Annotated in this window: 18 protein-coding genes and 1 tRNA gene; 6 read left to right on the top strand and 13 right to left on the bottom strand. The window is 64.5% G+C overall.

What is annotated here, in order from left to right:
• Positions 1-142: 142 nt before the first annotated feature.
• Together SKP52_RS00345 and traA are read right to left on the bottom strand one after the other, a co-directional pair.
• The gene (locus SKP52_RS00345; RefSeq protein ID WP_052207669.1) at positions 143-604 is read right to left on the bottom strand and encodes a DUF6118 family protein; all 462 of its coding nucleotides are present in this window, start codon (positions 602-604) and stop codon (positions 143-145) included.
• A 9-nt stretch (positions 605-613) separates the two neighbouring features.
• Positions 614-3565 carry a Ti-type conjugative transfer relaxase TraA gene (gene traA, locus SKP52_RS00340; RefSeq protein ID WP_039570439.1) on the bottom strand — a complete coding sequence of 984 codons (2952 nt, stop codon included), beginning with the start codon at positions 3563-3565 and terminating at the stop codon, positions 614-616.
• Between the two features lie 172 nt (positions 3566-3737).
• Between traA and SKP52_RS00335 the strand changes: the two genes are divergently transcribed.
• Positions 3738-4061: a conjugal transfer protein TraD gene (locus tag SKP52_RS00335; protein WP_039570435.1), complete on the top strand. Its 324-nt coding sequence runs from the start codon at positions 3738-3740 to the stop codon at positions 4059-4061.
• 16 nt (positions 4062-4077) lie between these two features.
• Positions 4078-4308, top strand: coding sequence for a conjugal transfer protein TraD (locus SKP52_RS26710; protein ID WP_039570432.1), 231 nt, complete (start codon positions 4078-4080; stop codon positions 4306-4308).
• On the opposite strand, the gene SKP52_RS26790 is transcribed toward SKP52_RS26710, so the two are convergent.
• The 3 genes from SKP52_RS26790 to SKP52_RS00315 all read right to left on the bottom strand — a co-directional run bounded on the left by SKP52_RS26790 (position 4280) and on the right by SKP52_RS00315 (position 5747).
• On the bottom strand, positions 4280-4492 hold the full coding sequence (locus tag SKP52_RS26790) for a hypothetical protein (protein WP_039570429.1): 213 nt from the start codon (positions 4490-4492) through the stop codon (positions 4280-4282). The two genes, SKP52_RS26710 and SKP52_RS26790, sit on opposite strands and share 29 nt — an antisense overlap.
• Before the next feature lie 15 nt (positions 4493-4507).
• Positions 4508-5437, bottom strand: coding sequence for a HEPN domain-containing protein (locus tag SKP52_RS00320; RefSeq protein WP_039570425.1), 930 nt, complete (start codon positions 5435-5437; stop codon positions 4508-4510).
• Between the two features lie 61 nt (positions 5438-5498).
• The gene (locus SKP52_RS00315) at positions 5499-5747 is read right to left on the bottom strand and encodes a sigma factor-like helix-turn-helix DNA-binding protein (protein ID WP_228383763.1); all 249 of its coding nucleotides are present in this window, start codon (positions 5745-5747) and stop codon (positions 5499-5501) included.
• A gap of 552 nt (positions 5748-6299) precedes the next feature.
• Between SKP52_RS00315 and SKP52_RS00310 the strand changes: the two genes are divergently transcribed.
• Positions 6300-6539 carry a helix-turn-helix transcriptional regulator gene (locus tag SKP52_RS00310; RefSeq protein ID WP_039570422.1) on the top strand — a complete coding sequence of 80 codons (240 nt, stop codon included), beginning with the start codon at positions 6300-6302 and terminating at the stop codon, positions 6537-6539.
• Positions 6540-6594: 55 nt separating this feature from the next.
• Here SKP52_RS00310 and SKP52_RS00305 read toward each other — a convergent pair whose 3' ends face one another.
• From SKP52_RS00305 to SKP52_RS00280, 5 genes are all read right to left on the bottom strand, one after another.
• Complete coding sequence (locus SKP52_RS00305; protein ID WP_039570419.1) at positions 6595-6918, bottom strand: DUF736 domain-containing protein; 324 nt, start codon at positions 6916-6918, stop codon at positions 6595-6597.
• Between the two features lie 799 nt (positions 6919-7717).
• Positions 7718-9511 carry a ParB/RepB/Spo0J family partition protein gene (locus tag SKP52_RS00300; RefSeq protein WP_052207667.1) on the bottom strand — a complete coding sequence of 598 codons (1794 nt, stop codon included), beginning with the start codon at positions 9509-9511 and terminating at the stop codon, positions 7718-7720.
• A 568-nt stretch (positions 9512-10079) separates the two neighbouring features.
• Positions 10080-10247 (bottom strand): helix-turn-helix domain-containing protein, encoded by a 168-nt coding sequence (locus tag SKP52_RS00295; protein ID WP_039570416.1) that lies wholly within the window; start codon positions 10245-10247, stop codon positions 10080-10082.
• A gap of 965 nt (positions 10248-11212) precedes the next feature.
• Positions 11213-12529, bottom strand: a complete 1317-nt coding sequence (locus tag SKP52_RS00285) for a tyrosine-type recombinase/integrase (RefSeq protein WP_081997129.1) — start codon at positions 12527-12529, stop codon at positions 11213-11215.
• A gap of 163 nt (positions 12530-12692) precedes the next feature.
• Positions 12693-12766, bottom strand: a tRNA-Cys gene (locus SKP52_RS00280).
• Between the two features lie 266 nt (positions 12767-13032).
• Between SKP52_RS00280 and SKP52_RS00275 the strand changes: the two genes are divergently transcribed.
• From SKP52_RS00275 to SKP52_RS00265, 3 genes are all read left to right on the top strand, one after another.
• Complete coding sequence (locus SKP52_RS00275; RefSeq protein ID WP_039570410.1) at positions 13033-13695, top strand: protein-L-isoaspartate O-methyltransferase family protein; 663 nt, start codon at positions 13033-13035, stop codon at positions 13693-13695.
• A 36-nt stretch (positions 13696-13731) separates the two neighbouring features.
• A complete protein-coding gene (locus SKP52_RS00270; protein WP_039570408.1) occupies positions 13732-15225 on the top strand; it encodes a TolC family outer membrane protein in 1494 nt (497 codons plus the stop codon).
• A gap of 105 nt (positions 15226-15330) precedes the next feature.
• Positions 15331-15729: a DUF2497 domain-containing protein gene (locus tag SKP52_RS00265; protein WP_407695056.1), complete on the top strand. Its 399-nt coding sequence runs from the start codon at positions 15331-15333 to the stop codon at positions 15727-15729.
• Positions 15730-15943: 214 nt separating this feature from the next.
• Here SKP52_RS00265 and nudC read toward each other — a convergent pair whose 3' ends face one another.
• The 3 genes from nudC to SKP52_RS00250 are packed head-to-tail and all read right to left on the bottom strand — an operon-like array spanning position 15944 to position 19136.
• Positions 15944-16816 carry an NAD(+) diphosphatase gene (gene nudC / locus SKP52_RS00260; protein WP_039570404.1) on the bottom strand — a complete coding sequence of 291 codons (873 nt, stop codon included), beginning with the start codon at positions 16814-16816 and terminating at the stop codon, positions 15944-15946.
• A complete protein-coding gene (locus SKP52_RS00255; protein ID WP_039570402.1) occupies positions 16816-18102 on the bottom strand; it encodes a serine hydrolase domain-containing protein in 1287 nt (428 codons plus the stop codon). The genes nudC and SKP52_RS00255 overlap by 1 nt, the downstream gene beginning before the upstream one ends.
• Positions 18099-19136 carry an A/G-specific adenine glycosylase gene (locus SKP52_RS00250; RefSeq protein ID WP_228383762.1) on the bottom strand — a complete coding sequence of 346 codons (1038 nt, stop codon included), beginning with the start codon at positions 19134-19136 and terminating at the stop codon, positions 18099-18101. Before SKP52_RS00250 ends, SKP52_RS00255 begins: the two co-directional genes overlap by 4 nt.
• Between the last annotated feature and the right edge of the window lie 3 nt (positions 19137-19139).

Here is a 19139-nt window from a genome sequence, read left to right as displayed (position 1 = left end):
CGCGCCCACGTCTTTCAATTGAACAATGACACTGCTAGGATCGTGCGGATCGAGAAATCTCTCGATGAATCTGGCTTCCTCCAGCCGGTCGATGCACTGCATCGCCGCTGGGCGCAAACCCGCCGTTTCGCTCCACAGCGAGCTACGTCCAAATGGACACTCCCAGCAGCGTCAGAAACGCCCCGAATAGCAATCCGCCGGTAGCCGCCCAGGTCACCCACCAATCCTGCTCGGCGGTCGAACGGCGCTGTTTGATCATGCCCTCGACGCGGCCAAGTTCGTAGGAGAGCGCGTCGCGCGCGTCACCAATGGCCTTGCGGTCTTCCGCGCGGACCATGATCGCCGCATCCGCAAGCCGTGCTGCGAGCCCTTCAGGCGTGAGGAGCATGGCGGGCTTGTCGCGGATGCTTTCGATATGCTGGTCGACAAGCTCAAGGCGCCCCTCGATCTTGCGAAGCGTGGGCGAGTAATCGGGGAGCTTCTCCTTCGCTGCCGTGAGGCCTTCGATCGCCGCGTGCAGGAGCGATACTTCGTCGCGCAGCTTGTCGAACGCTTCGGCGGCATTGTTGGATGTTGGGGTCGAACGGGGGCGTTTCACGGTCATGGCATCGGCCTACATCGATATGCCCATCCCGCGCGAGCGGCCGAGATATTGCTGGAGGTCGTGCGACAGCGATCCTGTCGCAGAGGATTTCAGCCCGAGGTCGGCGCGGCGATTCTGGAGCAGCGACTCGAGCTGCGGGTCGCGGTGGAGGCTCTTCGCCATGTCGTTGAGGTTGGCGCGCGCTTCGTCGCGGGCGGCATAGGTCGGCGCCTTGCGCGCCCGCAGGCTCTCCTCTTTCCACGAGGCGACGAACAGCTCGGCGCGCTTCTCGGTCTCGGCGGCCTGCCGCGCCCGCTCGCGCCCCGCGCGCTCGGCCGCCGCGCGCTCCGCGGCACGCGCAGCCGCTTCCCGATCCATCGCGGCGATCGCCCCCGCGGTTTTTCCTTCGGCTGCTTGGCTGGTGAGCTTGTAGCTCTTCCCGAACGCCTCGCGCAGATCGCTCGCCCCGCCGGGACGCAGTGCATCGAGCTGGCTGTACGCCTTGCGATAGCTGTCGAGTTCGTGCGGAAGTTCCTTCCCGCCGGCGCACCGGACATCGACGATCTCCTTCGTCACGCGCGCAAAGCGTTCGACCGCCCTCTCGAGGGGCGAGCGCGCCGCGGCCGGATCGAGACTGCGGGCACTGATCTTGACCTCGGAGAGGCGAGCATCGCGCCGCAGTTTGGGCGCTGGCGCATCGAGCGCCTTGCGCGAGACAGTGAGCTTGAACCCGTCGAACATGGAACGTTTGGGCTCGGCGGCCTTCGTCGCCTCCGCAACCTTGTAATCGCTCGCCATATCCTTGCCGCGCTCGCGCGAGGCGAAGCGCACAAGCTTCGACTGATTGGCAAAATCGTCGCGGCCATAATATAGACTCACCTGCTCGCGGTGCCTGGACAGCGCGACATAAGTCGAGTGGCTGTCTACCCCCGGCGTCGCGAGCACCTGCACCCGGTCGACGGTCATGCCCTGGGCCTTGTGGATCGTCGCGGCATAGCCATGATCGAGGTGAGCATAATCTTTGAGGTCAAACGCGACGCGACGCCCGTCGTCGAGCGTCACCGCCATGCGCGCCGGGCTCACGCTCTCGACGCTGCCGAGCGAGCCGTTCTTCACGCCAAGCTCGCGCCCATTCCTGAGAAAGATGATGCGGTCGCCCGATGCAAACGCACGCTCGCCGCGCTCGACGGTGATGCCCACCTCTTTGGCAAGCGCGCCGCCTTCCTTCAGCCGCTCGCGCACCTCGGCATTGAGCAGCCGCGCTTCGTCATTGGTGTGGGTCAGGATGATGCGGCTGGCACCCGGATGCGCCTGCCGGTCACGATCCCACGCATCGACCAGCTCGGCGCGCGCGGCCTCGCGCGTCTCGGCGGCGTGGACATGTCCCGCCTCGACATAGCGACCGATGGCCGCGCCCGTCCGCCCGGTGGCAAGTTCGCGCGTCGCTTCGCGCTGCCACTCTTCCTGCTGGCGACGGATGTCCATGATCTCGACGGCGCCGTGACGTTCGGCCGCAGCGCGGAACGCGGCGCCCGCCTCGATCGCCTGGAGCTGCTGCGGATCACCGACAAGAACGACTTTCGCGCCCTGGCTTTCCGCCTCGGACAAAACACGCTCGAGCTGACGGGTGCCGACCATGCCCGCCTCGTCGATCACGAGGATATGATTGCTCGTCAGTCGTTCGCGATCCTGACCCCATTGATGCTCGAGGCTCGCGAGCGTGCGCGACGCGATGCCCGAGCCATATTCGAGGCCTTCGGCGGCGATGCCCGAGAGCGCCGCACCCTGCACGTTATAACCCGCCGCCTCCCATGCCTCGCGGGCGACACCAAGCATCGCGCTCTTGCCCGTTCCGGCATAGCCGATGACATTGCTAATGCCGCGTGCGCTGGTGACATGTTCGAGAGCGCCTCGCTGCTCCGCCGACAGGTCAAGCCCACGCTCCGATGCACTCGCGAGCGCCCGCTCGCGATGACGCTCGGCGACGCCATGATTGCGCCGCGCGTCGAGTGTCGCGGTCGCACGTTCGAGGCGCTGCTCGGTTTCGATCATCGCGCGCGACGTGAACCGATCTTCGCCGCGCCCATCCTTGCCCAGCGCAATCAGGTCGGGCGACGCTTTCACCGCGCCCATCACCGCATCGAACTGGATTGTTCCGGCACTGTGCCGGTGCACGAACATCGCGAGGTCACGGTTGGTAAATGTCGCCTGGTGGTGGGTGATGGTGTCGAGCGCGATCGACGGGTTGGCGAGTAGCTTTTCGCCGTTCCGCCGCGCGATATCGAGATGCTCTTCGGCGCGGTCGACTTCGAGCCCTTGCTCCACCATCCGCGATGCCGCCGGGCCGATCTTGTGCTGGGGTTCAAGGTCGATACCCTGCGCTTCGAGACTGCGATGGTCGATGCGCGCATCGATATCGAGCGAGGCAAGGCGCTCGTTTACATGGGTACCCCAGGCTTCCCGCCAATGCGTCAGAAGCTCGGTGCGGTTCCAGTCGCGCACCTTCGCGCCGAACTCGGCCGATCCATCCTCGCCGATGCGGATCTCGCGCATGGTCAGCATGACGTGGGCGTGTGGCCGTGCCAGTCCGTCGGCGCCGATGTCCCAATGGACATTGAGATCGGCGATCATGCCGCGGTCGACGAACTCGCTTTGCACGAAGTCGCGGGCAAGCTCGATGCCTTGTTTCTCGGTCATCTCGCGCGGGATCGCGAACTCGATTTCGCGCGCGAGCTGCGCATCCTTGCGAATCTCCGCCGCCTCGACATCATTCCAGAGTTTTTCGCGGTCGCGCCACTCCTCGGGCGCGCCTTCGGGCAGCAGCACTTCGCTGTGGACGACGCCGGCCTTGTTCGAGAAGTCGTGGGCACGGCCGAGCCGCTCGTCGTGGAGGCGATCGGCGGAGCGATAGGCGGCGGCGGCCACCGCGCTGCTGCCGACCGCGCGCGAAATGACTTTTGCCGAGAAATGGTAGATCGCCATAGCGGCGTACCATTTACAGCAAAACGAGCACGTCGGCACGACGTATAAGCGCGCCCTCACACGATTTCATCGCGCTCGGGATCACAAAGTCTCGGGAGATTTCAGCAGCTTGTGCACGCGTGAGACTCGGCATAGCTGGTTCGTCCGACCCTCACAAATGGAAGGACAGACGATGCGCAAACCGAGAGATTTCGACGCCGAACTTCAGGCGCTGACCGACAAGGCCAAGGCGCTCAAGATGAAGAAGCAAGGTCAGCTCGGTGAGCTTGTGATAGCAACAGGCGCGGATGCCTTGTCGATCGAACAGCTTGCGGGTGCACTGCTCGATGTTGTCGGCGCAGACGCGGCGCGGAAGGAGGCGTGGAGCAAGAGCGGCGCGGCGTTCTTTCGCGGGGACGGCGCCTGCATTCGCAAAGGCGCTGGCCGGAACGCGCGCGGCGCTTCGGCGGTCAATACAAGCCCGCAATCGCCTTCAGGCGAAGCGGGCGCGGCATGACACGCGGGCATGGCAGGTGAAGCGCCGCGAACGCACGCGCCAGTTGATCGAGCTTGGCGGCCTCGTTGCAAAGGCTGATCTGGTCGAGCTCACCGGCGACGATCGCGCCGTCATTCTGGGCCTACTCGTCGAAGCCGCTGCGACGCTGCGCGGCGAAGGCCGCGAGCAGCGATTGATGTTATGGCGTCGTCGCGGCAAACGCGCGTTCGCCGATGGCGTCAGCGATGATGTGACGTCGAGACCTTGACCGAACTGCAAAGTCCGCAGGGCTGCTTCTCGCGGGCGTAGCCGCCTGCGCCTCCAAGGCCGCGCGTCACGACATTGGCCTGCGAGCGCACCGACAGATTTAGGCGATCGGTGATACAATCATCACAGATCGCCACGCCTTCGAGGCGCTGGATCAGCGCCTCGATTTGCCCAGCGATTGTCATGCGTTGAGGCACGAATCAGCGACCAGCCTGCGTAGCGGCTTTAAGCTGGGCAATTCGCTCCGAACAAATGGCATGCACGACCCGACCGAGTTCTTCGACGCGTTCGCCGAGCCAGCGCAATTCCTCCTCGGTGATGCGGTAATGCTTCGAGTAGCGCGCCTTCACATAGGCTTCCTTGAGCTTCTCGAAATGCCTGCGATCCGACTTCAATTCGCGCGGCCAGACATCGACGAGACGCATGTCGAGGCGTTCGGCCTGGGTGCGAAGGAACGCCAGATTATGAACATGCGGGGTGTAGAAAGTGCAGACCAATAGGACGCAATGGTAAAGTTGCTCCGTCGTCTGGTGCAGGTCGAACGCTGCCTTCTTCACGTATCCCTTGCCAATGTGGAAATGTGCGCCCTCAAAAGATTGCATCGCCGCTGGAAAAAAGCTGTCAAGATATTCCTGCGCCATGTCGAGCGCCTGATCGGGTGTCTTCGGCTTGGGCTTGTGCAATTCCTTGTTGTCGAACTCGTAAAGCGCGATGCCGTCCTTCGCGATGTCCATGAAGAAATAGCGCCCGTGCGCGAGACCGTCGTTCACTTCGGACATGGTATGGATAATGAGGTTGACGGGCGTGTGGAGCGTCTTGTCGATCAACAGCTCGCGATTGAGACGGTCCTCGATCTTCGGCCAAAATTCGACCTTGTCGGTGAGGCGCTTGTCGCTGACGATGATCAGCAGATCGAAGTCCGACCGATAGCCCTTCGCCGTATGCGGCTCATCGACCCAGCCGCCGCGCGCGTAGCTGCCGTAAAGGATGATCTTGTCGATCCGGCCCTCCTTCTTCCAGCTCATCGTCGCGAGCGCGATGCTGTCGGCGAACTCCTCGAAGATGATCTGCTTTACGCGCTCGAGTTCGCGTTGCTTGTTGGTCGGGAGATGATCGAGGTCGGTTCGCATCCTTATCATCCTGTAATTGCATCGGCCGGATGGCAAGCGCCATCCGGCTCGCGAGCGGTCATCACCGCCGGAATCGCCACCACCATGGATCTTTTTCATCCATGACTTTCTTGAGGATGCGCAAGGCCACCGCAAAATGCGCCTCGACATCGGCGATGCTGATGCCGAACCGGGCGGCAATCTCGGAATAGCTCAGCTCCTCGACGCGGATCGCGAGAAAGACCTTGCGGGTCATGCGGGGCAAGCGGTCAACGGCCCGCTCGGCTCGCCAGAGTTGCAGCCGCTGCTCGCGCGATTTACGGTCCATCATCCTTCGGTCTCCTTCCAGCCACCGCACCCCGGCCCGGAGGGGGGCGGGGTGGGCGGCAGGAAGGAGCCGGCAGACCCGCATCATCGGTCGGGCGGCATCCGCAGGATCGCAACGAAGTGGAGAACCCGCGGCACGCGGGTTGCGGCCCGGCCGGGCGGGGCTAAAGGCGAGTGACGCCCACCTCCGCCCCCGCCGCGCCGGGACAAACTCCGCCGCCGCGAGAGCGGCGACCGCTTGCGCGCCACCGGCGCGCTCATCTCACGCGAATCGGATAGACGCCGCGCCGTTTACGGCGCGTCATTTGCGGACGCGGCCGTCCTCGACGGCCTCATCGGGCGGGGGACAACTGCCGGCGAGACCTGATGAGACAGAAAATTTCAGCCTACGCCACAACTCCCAGGAAGTCCCCATGGATACCGGCGGATACCCACGGCCCTACGCCAGTGCACTATGCCGTAAATGACGGTTTTCTGCGGTGTTGACGGCAACGCCCGTCATGCTTTCTTTATCTCGTGTCGACGCAAATTCGTTCACCAGATGGAGTAGAACAGCATGGCATTCCAATCCCCCCTCCGCCTCATGCGGCTCAATGAAGTGCTCGATCTGACCGGCCTCAGCCGCGCGACCCTCTATCGCAAGATCGCCGCCGGGACGTTCCCGCCACAGCACAAGATCGCGACGCGCTGCTGCGGCTGGCGTGTCGGCGAGGTCAATGTCTGGCTGCGCAACCCGATGACCTTTACCGTCGCCGACCTCGATCGCGACAATAAGCCCGGCGGCGGCCCTGTCTGAACAGCGCACAGCAAAGCCCCGCGCCGCAGACCGCGGCGCGGGGCGGAAGCCCGGCTCAGTTGTCGGGGTTCCAGATGATCGCATAGGCATCTTCGCTGTCCTGGCCGGCGGCGCGGCCGAGGTTGGCGTAGATGCGGCGCGGCCCGAACTCGGGGGCCGCCAGCGTCAGCGACACGAAAGGCTTGCCCGAAGCTTCGCCGATGCGGACCCAGCCGGCACCGATCTCGACGCCTTCGGAATAGACCCGGTAGTCGGGCTGGATATCGCCGTTCTTCGAGCGGTTGGGGCGTATCTCGATCGCGGCGCGGATCGAGAGGGTCTTGAGCTGGCCCACGAAGCCTTTTTCGATGGTGCCGTTCACAAAGCCGATAGCTGCCATTGGTCGTCTCCTTCACTGTGCCGTGGGACCATCCCTGCGGCATGGGCGGACCAGGGGCCGGCGCATAAGGCGCCGCGCGAACCCGAAGGGCCACAGCGTGAGCGGAGGAGTGCGGCGGCGCGATTATTTGAAGCGAAGCGGCCCGCGAGGAGCGTGCGCAGCACGCGGGGAAATAATCGCGCCGCCGCACTTTCGCGGGGCACCGCGCCGGGACAGGTCATCTCGCCCGTCGCCGGGATGGTTCTGCTGCGCTGGAGACGATCGGCTATCGATCGGGCGGGACGGTCAATTATCGAAATATGAGAGATTGAAGCGATTAAAGACTGCCGTCGCGCAACGACCCAATCGATCAGCCACGAACGGGACAAGCGACAACGCCGCCCTTCCCGCATAGGACGAGAATATGATGTTGCGACCGGCTGGCGCCGGGCATGCGTAAGGATGTTGAGACCCGCTTGTCGCGATTTGGAGCAATCCGGCAGACGAGCAGATTCCGGCTATTCAAACCAGTCCGCTGGACTAAAAATGACCGCACCTGCCAGCGCAGCCGGGCGTATGCGACCACGGTTCCAGTTGCCGGTGGCAGGGCGATGCATCATCAACGCGATGATCGTCGGGGCGGTGGGAGGGGAAAAATTCGCACCGCCCCAGATTCTCCATTTTTCAAATCTTCGCGCGCCGTTGCCGCTTGCGGCGGCGGCGCGCCCGAAACGAATGACCCCGCGCCGGCCGGCAAGGCCGGGGCGTCATTTTGGGGCCGCAAAAAATGGGCGGGCGACCGAAGCCGCCCGCCCTGCCTTTACGCTGCAAGCAACGTCTCGTTGCCGTCGGGCGCACCGCCCCGCTCGACCGGATTGGCATCGGCGGGAGCCGAAAGATCGAACGCCACGCGCGCCGCCGCCTTCACGCTGCCGACGCCGCCGCGCGACGTGTAGGCGGTCGGCGGGAACGCCATCCACTTCGGCACCCACGGCTCGGCCTTGGCGCGACCGTTCGCGCCCGCAAGGCAATCGGCGATGATCGCCTTCAGCGCCTTTGCCTTTTCACCGGCGTTCGCGGCCGCCACCTCGGCGCCCGCGACCTCGCTGGTGATGGCGAGCAGCACTTCGCGGTCGCGAAGCTGGTCGAAGAAGGCCGCGTCGGCTTGCCAGTGCTGGCGCATGTCGGTGCCCAGATGAAGGCCGATCATCTCGACCGCCTCGCTGCCCGCCGCCAAGGTCTCGCCCATGACGATCGCCACGATCTCCAGGACCACCGGATCGGGGAGTTCGAGCAGCCGCTGGAACAAGGGCGCAAAAGGGGGCCGGTGAAGCGGCCTTCCCGTGACAGTCGGGGTGTCCTCATCGAATCCCAGCACCGCCAGCACGGCACGGCGTTTGATGTCGAAAGCCGTTTCGGCGGGACAAGTCTCGACGCTCTCGGCAATCGCTTCCTTCGGCGCGCGCTGGCTTTCGATATCAACCCGCCACAGGTCGGCGCCCGCGATGACATGCGCAAGCATCGCCCGCAGCGCGACGCCGCCGTGGCTGGCCAGATCGGCGCGCACCGCCGCATGACGGTGCAGGTCGATATAGGCATTGAGCGGACCCGACACTTCGGGGCGCGCGGGCTTCGTTGCGTGCGTGTTCTCATCATCGCTGCCGCCACCGCCCGAAAGCCGCTTCGCCTCCTTGGTGGACACATAGCCTTCGTGGAAGCTGACCTCGCCGCTATCGCGAACCTCGACATAAATGCGACCGCCCTTGCGCTTGTTCGCATGGACATAACCCCACGACTGGAACCAGTCTCCGCGTTCCATGATAACGACATCGGGCCATCCCGCGTCGAGATACGCGGCCTTGCGCGCTTCGATGGCCTCCAACTGCGCGGTCCAGAAAGCATCGCTGTCGGCAAAATAGCTGTCTTCGCCGAACAGGTCCGAGACGATGGCGAGCTTCGCCTCGGCAACATCGAACAGCGCGTGTTTCACCGCGATGGCGTTGCCGCCGAACAGCCACGCCTTGAGCTGATGGCCGGTCGGGCAATAGGCACTCTCGTCGTCGAACAGCGCCAGCCATGCCTTCTGCTGGCTTTTCGAGGCAAGGGTCAGGTGTCGCACCGTGCCCGCATCGATCTCGCCGCGCCGATAGAGAGTGCGGATGCGCGGCAAGAGATTGCCGAGCGCAAGGATGCGCTTCACCGCGGACGCCTCGAACCCGAACGTATCCGCCACCTCGTCGACGCTGCGCCCCGATTTGACCAGCGCGACGAACGCTTCCCACTGGCTGACCTCGTCGGGCCGGACCCGCGCAAGATTTTCCAGCATCGACGCTTCGAGCGCATCGGCATCGTCGCCCTCGTCGAGGATCGCGCAGGGGATCGGCTTCACCGCGCCGCCCTCGCGCGCCACGACGCTCACGGCGGTAAAACGCCGACGTCCCGCAACGATCTCATAATGGCCTTCGGAACAGTTGGGCCTAACGAGCAGCGGCACCAGCACCCCGCGCGCGCGAACGCTGGGGAGCAGGTCGGACACATCGGGGTCCTTGCCCTTCCCGCGCATATTGGTCGTCGCAATCGACAGATGATCCACATCGATAAAATCAAGCTTCATGATCTTTCTCCTTTCCTTCCACCACACGCGGCCCCGGACGGCGGGGCGGGCGGCGAGGAAAGGCGACGGGACCGCGCCAAAGGACGGCGCGCACCCGCAGGGCCGGAATGCAATGGAGGAGCCGACGCGCAGCGACGGCTTGCGCGCCGGCCGAGCGGTCCCACAGCCGTGCGCCGACTGCCACGCTGTCCGTGGCCGGCCCAAGCACAGCGCCGGCGCGCGATCAGCGCGGCGTCATCATTGGAGAACAGACGCGCCCTTGTCGCAGCCGCCGGTGCCGCGGTGTGCGCGGGCCGGTGGTGGGTCGGACGTGGCAGCGCCGCGTCCGGAGCAGCGCCGCGCGCTGCGTCCCCGCCGCAAGGGCCGCGCGCCCGCGGCGCCAAGAAGCGAGACAAGAGCGCTGCGCGGCCAACCGTGCCAACGCGCGACCTCTGGCGGCGCCTGCCGCCGCCGGTGCGCGCTCATTTGAGGCCGCGCTCACCATAAGACCGACGTAGATGTCCTGCCCGCATCGGCGCTGCGCGCGAATGCTGCTTATTCATCACCGCAAGTCGAGCGATCGCGCCGATCAATTGGCTGATTGAGTCAAGCGCCGGATCGACTCTGTGGTCAGCAAGGTTCGCGTCCCGATCCTTATCGCGTCGAGCGATCCCGACTTGATCAGGGCATAAACCGAGGACCGGCCGATACCGAGAACCTTCGCGGTTTCGTTGATCGAAAGGACTAGGGGTTCCATGAGCGTCTCCGTGGCGATTGATGGTGGAAGACAGCTCAAATTGCACAGGACTGCACATGGGTCGTGCGGGAACCTGAAGGTCGCAGAAATCCGCGGGCGGCCGTAAATGTCGCTAATTGCTTGCAAGGGAAAATGGCACTTTTCCGGGAGTTTTCGGTATCTCCGAAACCTTCCCGCCTAGCGCGCGCCACGATTTATTTTTATCGAAGCGGCAATTTCCTTGGCAAATGCCCGCAACCGGGTGCTTTCGGGAACGGGAATGTCGTTGTCATGGTCGTCGCTCGGTTCGCAACGATTCCTGATGAGGTTCATGACCTCGGTTTCGGCGCCATATTCATCCGGATCGATCGTGCGCAGCGCCGGGTGCTCGATCAAGGCCAACAGCATCGCCTCATAATCAAATTCCTTCGGGCGACCTCCGCTGCTGGGCCTGACTTTGAGCGCACGGATAATGTCTTCCGGTTCGGCGTCGATGTAGATCTGGGCAGTGAACCAGAAACCATGCGGCGGAAGAACGATCGCCCGGTCACTGGCGATTTCCGACAGGAGCAGGCCTCTCAATCGTCCGTAAAAATGGCGGCGATGAACCGGGCGCCTGTTGCCTTTTCGGTCGTAGTAATAGGTCGATGGCCCCGTCCGGCGGCCGAGATAGTCGAAGAGTTTCTCGAGCGTTTCGACGGTCGAACGACGGCTGTTTCCATAAACGGGCGTTCGCTTCCTTTCTGCGATCCCCAAGCCATATTGAAAGTGGCGCCACCCCACGGCGATACACGCCGCCATCATGAGCAAAAGACTGGCAGCGATGACAAGCGCCTGGCCGCTGTCCTGTCCGTCCAAAGCCGCTGCGGCCCACGCGGCGATGACGAACAGCGATAGCAGAATGCAGAGGAGGAACAGCGTCGCCGCGATCAGAAACCGACGCCGAACCGCGCGCTCGATCGCAACCGCTATGCGATCGATCTCTTCTAGCCCCAGCTCCTCCTTGTCCTTGGCGAATAGGAGGCGAGCGGCAATCCGCGAGAGACTCCTATGGGCGTCGCCCGTCCGATTCCATATCCCGGTCGAGGGTGGGGTCTCGGCGACGGGCATCGGTTTCCTCCTTCACGCAGATCGTCGAGATAATCGCTCCACCACTGAGCCATCTCGACACGTTCGGCCCAATAGGCTGACTGATTATAGATGCGGCGAATGGTGCCGCCGACCGCGTGGGCGAGGGCGCGCTCGATCGCGTCGGGATTCCAATATCCCGATTCGTTGAGGAGCGACGATGCCGATGTGCGAAAACCATGCGCCGTCATTTGATCCTTGGGATATCCCATGCGCCGCAGCGAGGCGTTCAACGTATTGTCGCTGATGGGTCGCGACCGGGTGCGGACCGACGGAAAGACATATTGGCCTGAACCCGACAAAATTCGCATGTCGGCAAGGATCGCGAGCGCCTGCCGCGAAAGCGGTACGGCGTGGGGCTGGCGCATCTTCATCTTGCCTTCCGGGATCGTCCAGACCGCCTTGTCGAAATTGATCTCGCTCCACTCCATCTGGCGCATTTCACCGGGACGCTGGAACAGATGGGGCGTAAGTTTTAACGCCGCCATTACAGCTGGGTCACCTTGATAATCATCGATTGCGCGCAACAGTCCGCCAAATACCACTGGATCGGTGATCGCCGAAAAATGCTTCACCTTCGGGATCGTCAGCGCCCCGATCAACAGTTGCGCAGGATCGCGATCCGCGCGCGCGGTCGCGACCGCATATCGGAAAACCCGACTGACGAATGACCTTAGAAGATTAGCGGTTTCAAGCCGACCTCGCCGTTCATGCTTGCGAAGTTCGTGCAAGATTTCATGCGGAGTGATGTCGGCGATTGGGCGTCTGCCGAATTCAGGACCCAACAGCTTCACGAACCAGTGCATTTTCTTCAGTGTCGGCGCGGCCAAACCTTCGCGGGTCTTCTTCTGAATGAGATCGTCGGCGACATGCGCGAAGCTGTTGCGAGCGCGCACGCTCGCTTCAATTCGCGCTTCCCGTTTTGCGAAATTCGGGTCGATCGAATGCGCCACTTGCTTGCGCGCAGCGTCGCGCGCCTCGCGAGCCTCGGCCAAACTGATTTCGGGATAAGCGCCTAGTGCCAGTTTCCGCTCTACGCCGTTGATACGATACTTCAACCGCCAAAGCTTGCTGCCACCGGGATTGATTTGGAGGTACAGGCCCTTCGAATCTGCAACCTTGTATGACTTTTCTCTAGGCTTGGCGGTTCGGATTGCAGCATCTGTCAGCGCCATTGGGGGCCTCGCGCTAATGGGGGCCTCTCCTGCCCCGAAAAAGGCCCCCAACGGCCGCAATTACGGACAATCAGAGACCATCACCGACAATCAGTGAGTGCCTCATAACTAGCAGAAATCCGCGAGTTTTTCAACCATCAGCAACCATCTGCCGACCGGTTATTGGAGGCCCGAGCCGGAATCGAACCGGCGTGCACGGATTTGCAATCCGCTGCGTCACCACTCCGCCATCGGGCCTCATGCCGAAATGCCGCATCCTTGGGGGATGGGCCGGGTGTTGGACGGCGCCGCTAGTGAGGGGCTTTGGCTGGCTTGTCAAGGATTCGCCCAAGGCATCCCGGCTGACGCGCCGGGCGGCGCGCGATGAGGGTTGGCGCCATCCCCATTGGCAGCTATGCGCGGCGACAATGCGGCTGCGGGGCTGTATTACTATTGCAATACAGCATCGCTTCGGCTAAAGCTGCCCCGCAAAGGTTCATATTCCAGGGAATTGGAAAAGGCTGATGGCGACGAAGTTTAGCGAAATCACGGCGGCAGAGATGCGTTCTGTCATGATCGACAGCCAGCTCAGGACCAACGACGTCATCGACCCCGCGGTCATCGGCGCGATGGCCGCGGCACCGCGCGAGGCGCATGTGCCCGCTACGCTCGCCAGTGTCGCCTATATGGACCGCGCGATCGCGCTGGGACATGGCCGCGTATTGAACGCGCCGCTGGTCACCGGCCGCATGCTCGTCGCCGCGGCGATCCGCCCCGGCCAACGCGTACTGCTGGTCGGCAGCGCGACGGGCTATACCGCCGGACTGCTCGCTCGGCTCGGCGCCGAGGTCCATGCCGTCGAGGAACAAGACGAACTGATGGCTACCGCCAAGAGCGCGACCGTCCATGACAATATCCACTGGGTCGCGGGCCCGCTGGCCGCCGGGGCACCGGGCGCCGCGCCGTTCGACCGCATCATCATCGAGGGCGCGATCGAAACTTTGCCCGACGCGCTCGTCGCGCAACTCGCCGACGGCGGCCGACTGGTCGCGGCGCGGCGCGAGGGAGCGGTGACGCGGCTCGCCGAGGGCGTGAAGGCCGGGGGCGCGGTTGCGCTGCGCAGCTTTGCCGACATGGACGTCGCACCCTTGCCGGGCTTTGCCGCACCGGCGGGGTTCAAGTTTTAAGGCCACTTCCTTCCTTGTTTCGGGGCTGACAACTTTATGAACGATAACAACAAGAAACAGTCCCTTCGCCGGTCCCGCTGGCTCGCCGGCCTCGCGGTCGGAGCGCTGATGCTGCCCGCGGCGGTGCAGGCCGAAACATTGCAGGGTGCGCTGGCCAAGGCCTATGAAAACAACCCGACGCTGACCGGCGCGCGCGCGGGACAGCGCGCGAATGACGAAAATGTGCCGATTCAGAAAAGCTTCGGGCTGCCCGAGGTCAACACCCGCGCCGATTATGAAGAAAATATCATCACCCCAGGCAACAGCTTCAACTCGCCGATGCGCTCGGTCACCGGGTCGGGCCAATTGTCGGTGCCGATCTATCAGGGCGGCGCGGTCCGCAACGCCGTGCGCGCCGCCAAATTTCGCGTCGAGGCCGGGCAAGCCGACCTTCGCGCGACCGAAGCGAGCATATTTTCGCAGACCGTCGGCGCCTATATGGACGTCATTCGCGATCAGGCGATCGTCCAGCTCAATCAGAAGAATGTCTCGGTCCTGCGCACCAATTTGCAGGCGACCAGCGACCGCTTCGAGATCGGCGACCTGACGCGCACCGACGTCGCGCAGTCGGAGGCGCGGCTCGCGCTCGCCGAAGGCGACCTGCGCAACGCCGAGGCGAACCTGATTGGCAGCCGCGAATCCTATATCCGGCTTGTCGGCGACGCGCCGACCGACTTGCAGGCGCCCCCGACGCTCCCGAACCTTCCCGCGAATGCCGAGGAAGCGGTGGCGATCGCACTGACCAGCAATCCCGACATCGAAGCGGCGAATCAGTTGGTCAACGCGTCGAAGGCCGATATCGGCGCCGCAAAGGCGGCACGCGCACCGAAACTGTCCGCGACGCTCAGCGGAAATTATAATAATTACCTCGGCTCGCTGAACAGCGGCGTCACCGGCGTCGGCGTGACGCAGGAAACCTCGGCCGCCGCCGCAGGCGTCTCGGTGACGCTGCCGATCTTCACCGGCGGCCGCCGCTCGGCCCAGGTGCGGCAGGCGCAGTCGCGCGGTAGCCAGGCGATCGAACAATATATCGAAACCGAACGCGGCGTGATCGCGCAGACGCGCGGCGCCTATGCCGCGTGGCAGGCGAACGAACGAATCATCGCCGCGACGCAGCAGGCGGTGAGCGCCAATGCGCTATCGCTGGAGGGTGTACGCGCCGAAAACAGCGTCGGCACGCGGTCGATCCTCGACATTTTGAACGCCGAACAGGAATATCTGAACACGCAGGTCCAGCTCGTCTCGGCGCAGCGCAACTCCTATGTCGCTGCCTTCTCGGTCCTCGCCGCAATGGGCAAGGCCGAAGCCCGCGATCTCGGCATCGAAGGTGGCGCGCTCTATGATCCCGAAGTCAATTACCGGCGCGTGAAAGGCGAGCTCTGGGATTGGGCAGACGATCCGGCGCCGCAGCAGGTCGCGACCGACACCCGCGCCGTCCCCGCGGCAACCGCCACCGTTCCCGTCGGCCCGCCCTCGCTGACGCCACAATAAAGCTTGGCAAAACGCGCCTCAGATCGGTAAGAAGACGGTTAACCATCCGGTAATCGCGATGGTTTAGGGGGTTGGGTTATGGGCGATATGTCGCGGGAACCTTCGATGGAAGATATCTTGTCGTCGATTCGGCGCGTAATCGCTCGTGACGAGGCGCCCGGCAGTGTTCGCGAAGCGCGGTTTGCCGAAAATGACGATATTCTCGACCTTCAGGACGAAGAGGAAGACGTGGTGCCCGAAGCCGCGCCCGTAACCGAAGAGCTTGTCTCCGAAGCGAGCGCCGATGCCGCGCGCCAGTCGCTCGAGGCGCTGACCGCCGCCGTCGCGCCCGCCGTCGCCGCGGCGACCGTCGCCGCGCCGGCCGTAGGCGGCCGCACGATGGAGGATGTCGTCCTCGACGCGCTGCGTCCGATGCTCAAGCAATGGCTCGACGCCAACCTGCCCGCGCTGGTCGAGGCGATGGTGGCCAAGGAAATCAGCCGGATCACCGGCAAGAAATTCTAAGCCTCGCGATCTACACGCCCGGTTTCGACCGATAGTTGCCGTTGAAGGACTTGCTCTCTCCCCTTCAGGGGAGAGATAAGAAGGCTTGCCGGTTTCACCGGCTAGCCGCAGTTGAGAGGGGCTTGAGCTGCTTCCGCCCCCTCTCCCAACCCTCTCCCCTGAAGGGGAGAGGGCTACGTCCGCTCCCCACCCCAAAGCCGTTATCGACCTCGCCCTACCGACCCACCCAGTCCTCCAGCAGATAGCGCGCGATCGCCAGCGGCGGCGGCGCCATGAACGGCGCGCCCATGTCGCCCGCCAGCGCAGCGCGCACCTCGGCCTTGTCGACCCACATCGCCGCCTCGATCTCGGTCGTGTCGAGCGTCAGCAGGGGGTCCTTGGCGACCGCGCGGCACCCGATCATCAAGGACGAAGGAAAGGGCCAGGGCTGGCTCGCCACATAGGAAACATCTGAAACGCGAATGCCCGCCTCTTCGAACAATTCGCGCGCAACCGCTTCCTCCAGTGATTCACCCGGCTCGACGAAGCCCGCGAGCGCCGAGAAAAATCCCGGCGGAAAACCGCCCTGCCGCCCGACGAGCACGCGCCCATCGCATTCGGCGAGCATGATCACGACGGGATCGACGCGCGGGAAATGTTCGGCGTTGCAGCTGCCGCAGCGCCGCCCCCATCCGCCGCGAAACAGATCGGTCGACGATCCGCAGACCGCGCAGAAACGGTGGCGCGCGTGCCAGTCGACGAGGCTGCGCGCACCGCCATAGAGCGCCGCATCCTCGCCTGAGAGCAAGGGCAGCAACCGCATCACCGTCCGCGACCGCGCATCGATCCGCACGCCGGCCGGAGCCTCGCGCACGAAATGCGGGATTCCGTCATCGTCGATCCCGAGCAGCATCAGCGCACGGTCGTCGGCGGGGTCGAGCGGCTCCCAGAGCAACCCACCGCCCTCGCTCGGAACAAAATCGATGCCGTCGAGCACAAGGCAGCGCGCCCGCGGATCGGTCGCCGCAATGGCAAACGCCTCGGCATTCGTCCGCAGCTGATCGGCACGGTCGAGCCACGCCCCCGTAAAGCCGAGCGGCAAGGGCATCAGCCGGTCACATCCTTGAAGAAGGTCTCGCCGAACTTGCCCTGGAACGGCACCGCGTCGGGCGGCATGATCTGCGTATAGCCACCGACGCGATAGCCGAGCCCGCGGTGGACGAAGCCGATCGTCCCTGCGGCGCCCGCCCAGCCGAAAATCCCCTCGCCGCCCGGCGAGGTCGGCAATGACACGCGGCCGCCGGCGCCAAAGCCCTGCCCATCGATGAAGGTCCCTTTGCGGTCGACGCTGTCGGCGAGCAGGTTCGACATCGCGAGCCGCGCGGTTTCACGCTTCATTACGCGCACGCCGCCCGTTTCGCCCTCGCCCAGCAGCATCGCGAGGAATCGGTCGTAATCGCGCGCGCTCGACACCAGTCCGCCGCCGCCCATGGGATAGGGCGGCCGGTCGAGATAGATCGAACTCGCCGCGGGATCGAAGGGGATCAGCGCGCCGCCGAACGGCGCATAATTGCTGGTGAAGCGCGGCACATCCTTCGCGGCGACCATGAAACCGGTGCTCGTCATGCCGAGCGGATCGAACAGCCGCGCCTTCAGGAACGCATCGAACGGCTGCCCCGACACGACCTCGATCAACCGTCCCATCAGGTCGAGACTGATCGAATAGCTCCATTTGGTGCCGGGTTCATAGACGAGCGGTAACGCCGCGAGCCGGTCGGCCATCACGGCGAGGCTCGGCGCGGGCGTCACCGGCGCAAAACCCGGTATCGGCAGGCGGCTCGCCTGCCCGCCGGCGATGCCATTGTCGTCATAGGCCTTTTTGATCGGCCCCTTCTGGATGATGTTATATCCGAGCCCCGCGGTGTGGGTGAGCAGCTGGCGCACCGTGATCGGGCCTTTCGCGGGCCGCACGTCGGTGATCGAACCGTCGGGCACATTCTGCACCTTCATATTCGCAAAGGCGGGCAGGAAGTCGGCGATCGGCTGGTCGAGCTTCATTTTGCCGTCTTCGATCAGCAGCATCGCGGCGATGCCCGTGACCGGCTTGGTCATCGAATAGAGGCGCCACAGCGTGTCGGGGCCGACCGGCGTCGCAGAATCGTTCGACTGCACCCCGGCGCCGAAAAATAGCGGTGCCTCCTGTCCCTTGCCGATCGCGGCGAGCGTGCCCGCGAGTTCGCGGCGGTCGACGAAACCTTTGATGAACGCATCGGTCGCGGGATAGAGCGCGGCGCCGTCGACCTTCCACGCGAGCGCGGCGCGCGGCAGCAACGCCCCCGCACCAGCCAGCGCCATTCCACCCATCAGCGCGCGGCGCGACACCATCATGTTCATGCGTCTCTCTCCAGCATCTTGTCGGTCAGTTTGCGATAGAGCGTCGGCAGCCCCGCCGCGTCAAGGTCTGCGATCGGCCACCATAGGCCTTCCGCTGCGGCATCGGGGCCTTCGTGGGGAGCCGCGCGCCGAACCAAGGTCAGCGTCAGGTCGAAATGGGTAAAACCATGATCGACGCTGACAATTCCCGACTCGGATGGCACCTCGCCCCATTCGCCGCCGGGCAGCGCACGCATCCCGCCGAGCATGCCCTTGTCGGGGCGACGGACGAGCCACAGCTGCCCGTCCTGCTCGATCCAGTGCGCAAGCCCGTGGCGATGCGGCTTCGCCTTCTTCGGCGGCTTGACCGGCAAGCGCTCGATATCCGCCCGGCCGCGCGCGCGGCAGTCCGCCATCAACGGACAGATTGCGCACGCCGGTCCACGCGGCGTGCAGACCGTCGCACCAAGGTCCATCAGCGCCTGAGCGAAATCGCCCGGTCGATCGCCCGGCACCAGCAGCGCCAAAGCGGCACGAATCTCGCGCTTCGCCATCGGCAGCGGTGTCTCGATCAGCCGGTGGCGCGCGATCACGCGCTCGACATTCGCGTCAATGACCACCGCCGCGCGGCCAAAGGCAATCGCCGCGACCGACGCCGCGGTATAATCGCCGATCCCGGGCAGCGCGCGCAGCCCCGCTTCGCTATCGGGAAAGCGCCCACCATGGTCGCGCATAACCACGCGCGCGCAGGCGAGCAGATTGCGCGCGCGGGCATAATAGCCAAGCCCCGCCCACGCCGCCATGACATCGGCATCGCCCGCCGCCGCCAGATCGGCAACCGTCGGCCAACGCTCGGTAAAGCGCGCGAAATAGCCCGCGACCGCAGCGACGGTCGTCTGCTGCAACATGACCTCGGCCAGCCAGACGCGATAGGGATCGGGGTCGCCGCCACTGTTCGGCGCGATCCGCCACGGCAGCACCCGCGCCGACTGGTCGTACCAGTCGAGCAGCCGCCCCGCGAAGTCGCCAACGATGTCGGAAGTCTGGACGCTCACCCC

This window comes from Sphingopyxis fribergensis (assembly GCF_000803645.1).
Taxonomy (GTDB): domain Bacteria; phylum Pseudomonadota; class Alphaproteobacteria; order Sphingomonadales; family Sphingomonadaceae; genus Sphingopyxis; species Sphingopyxis fribergensis.
This window is presented reverse-complemented; position numbering and strand designations above follow the sequence as displayed.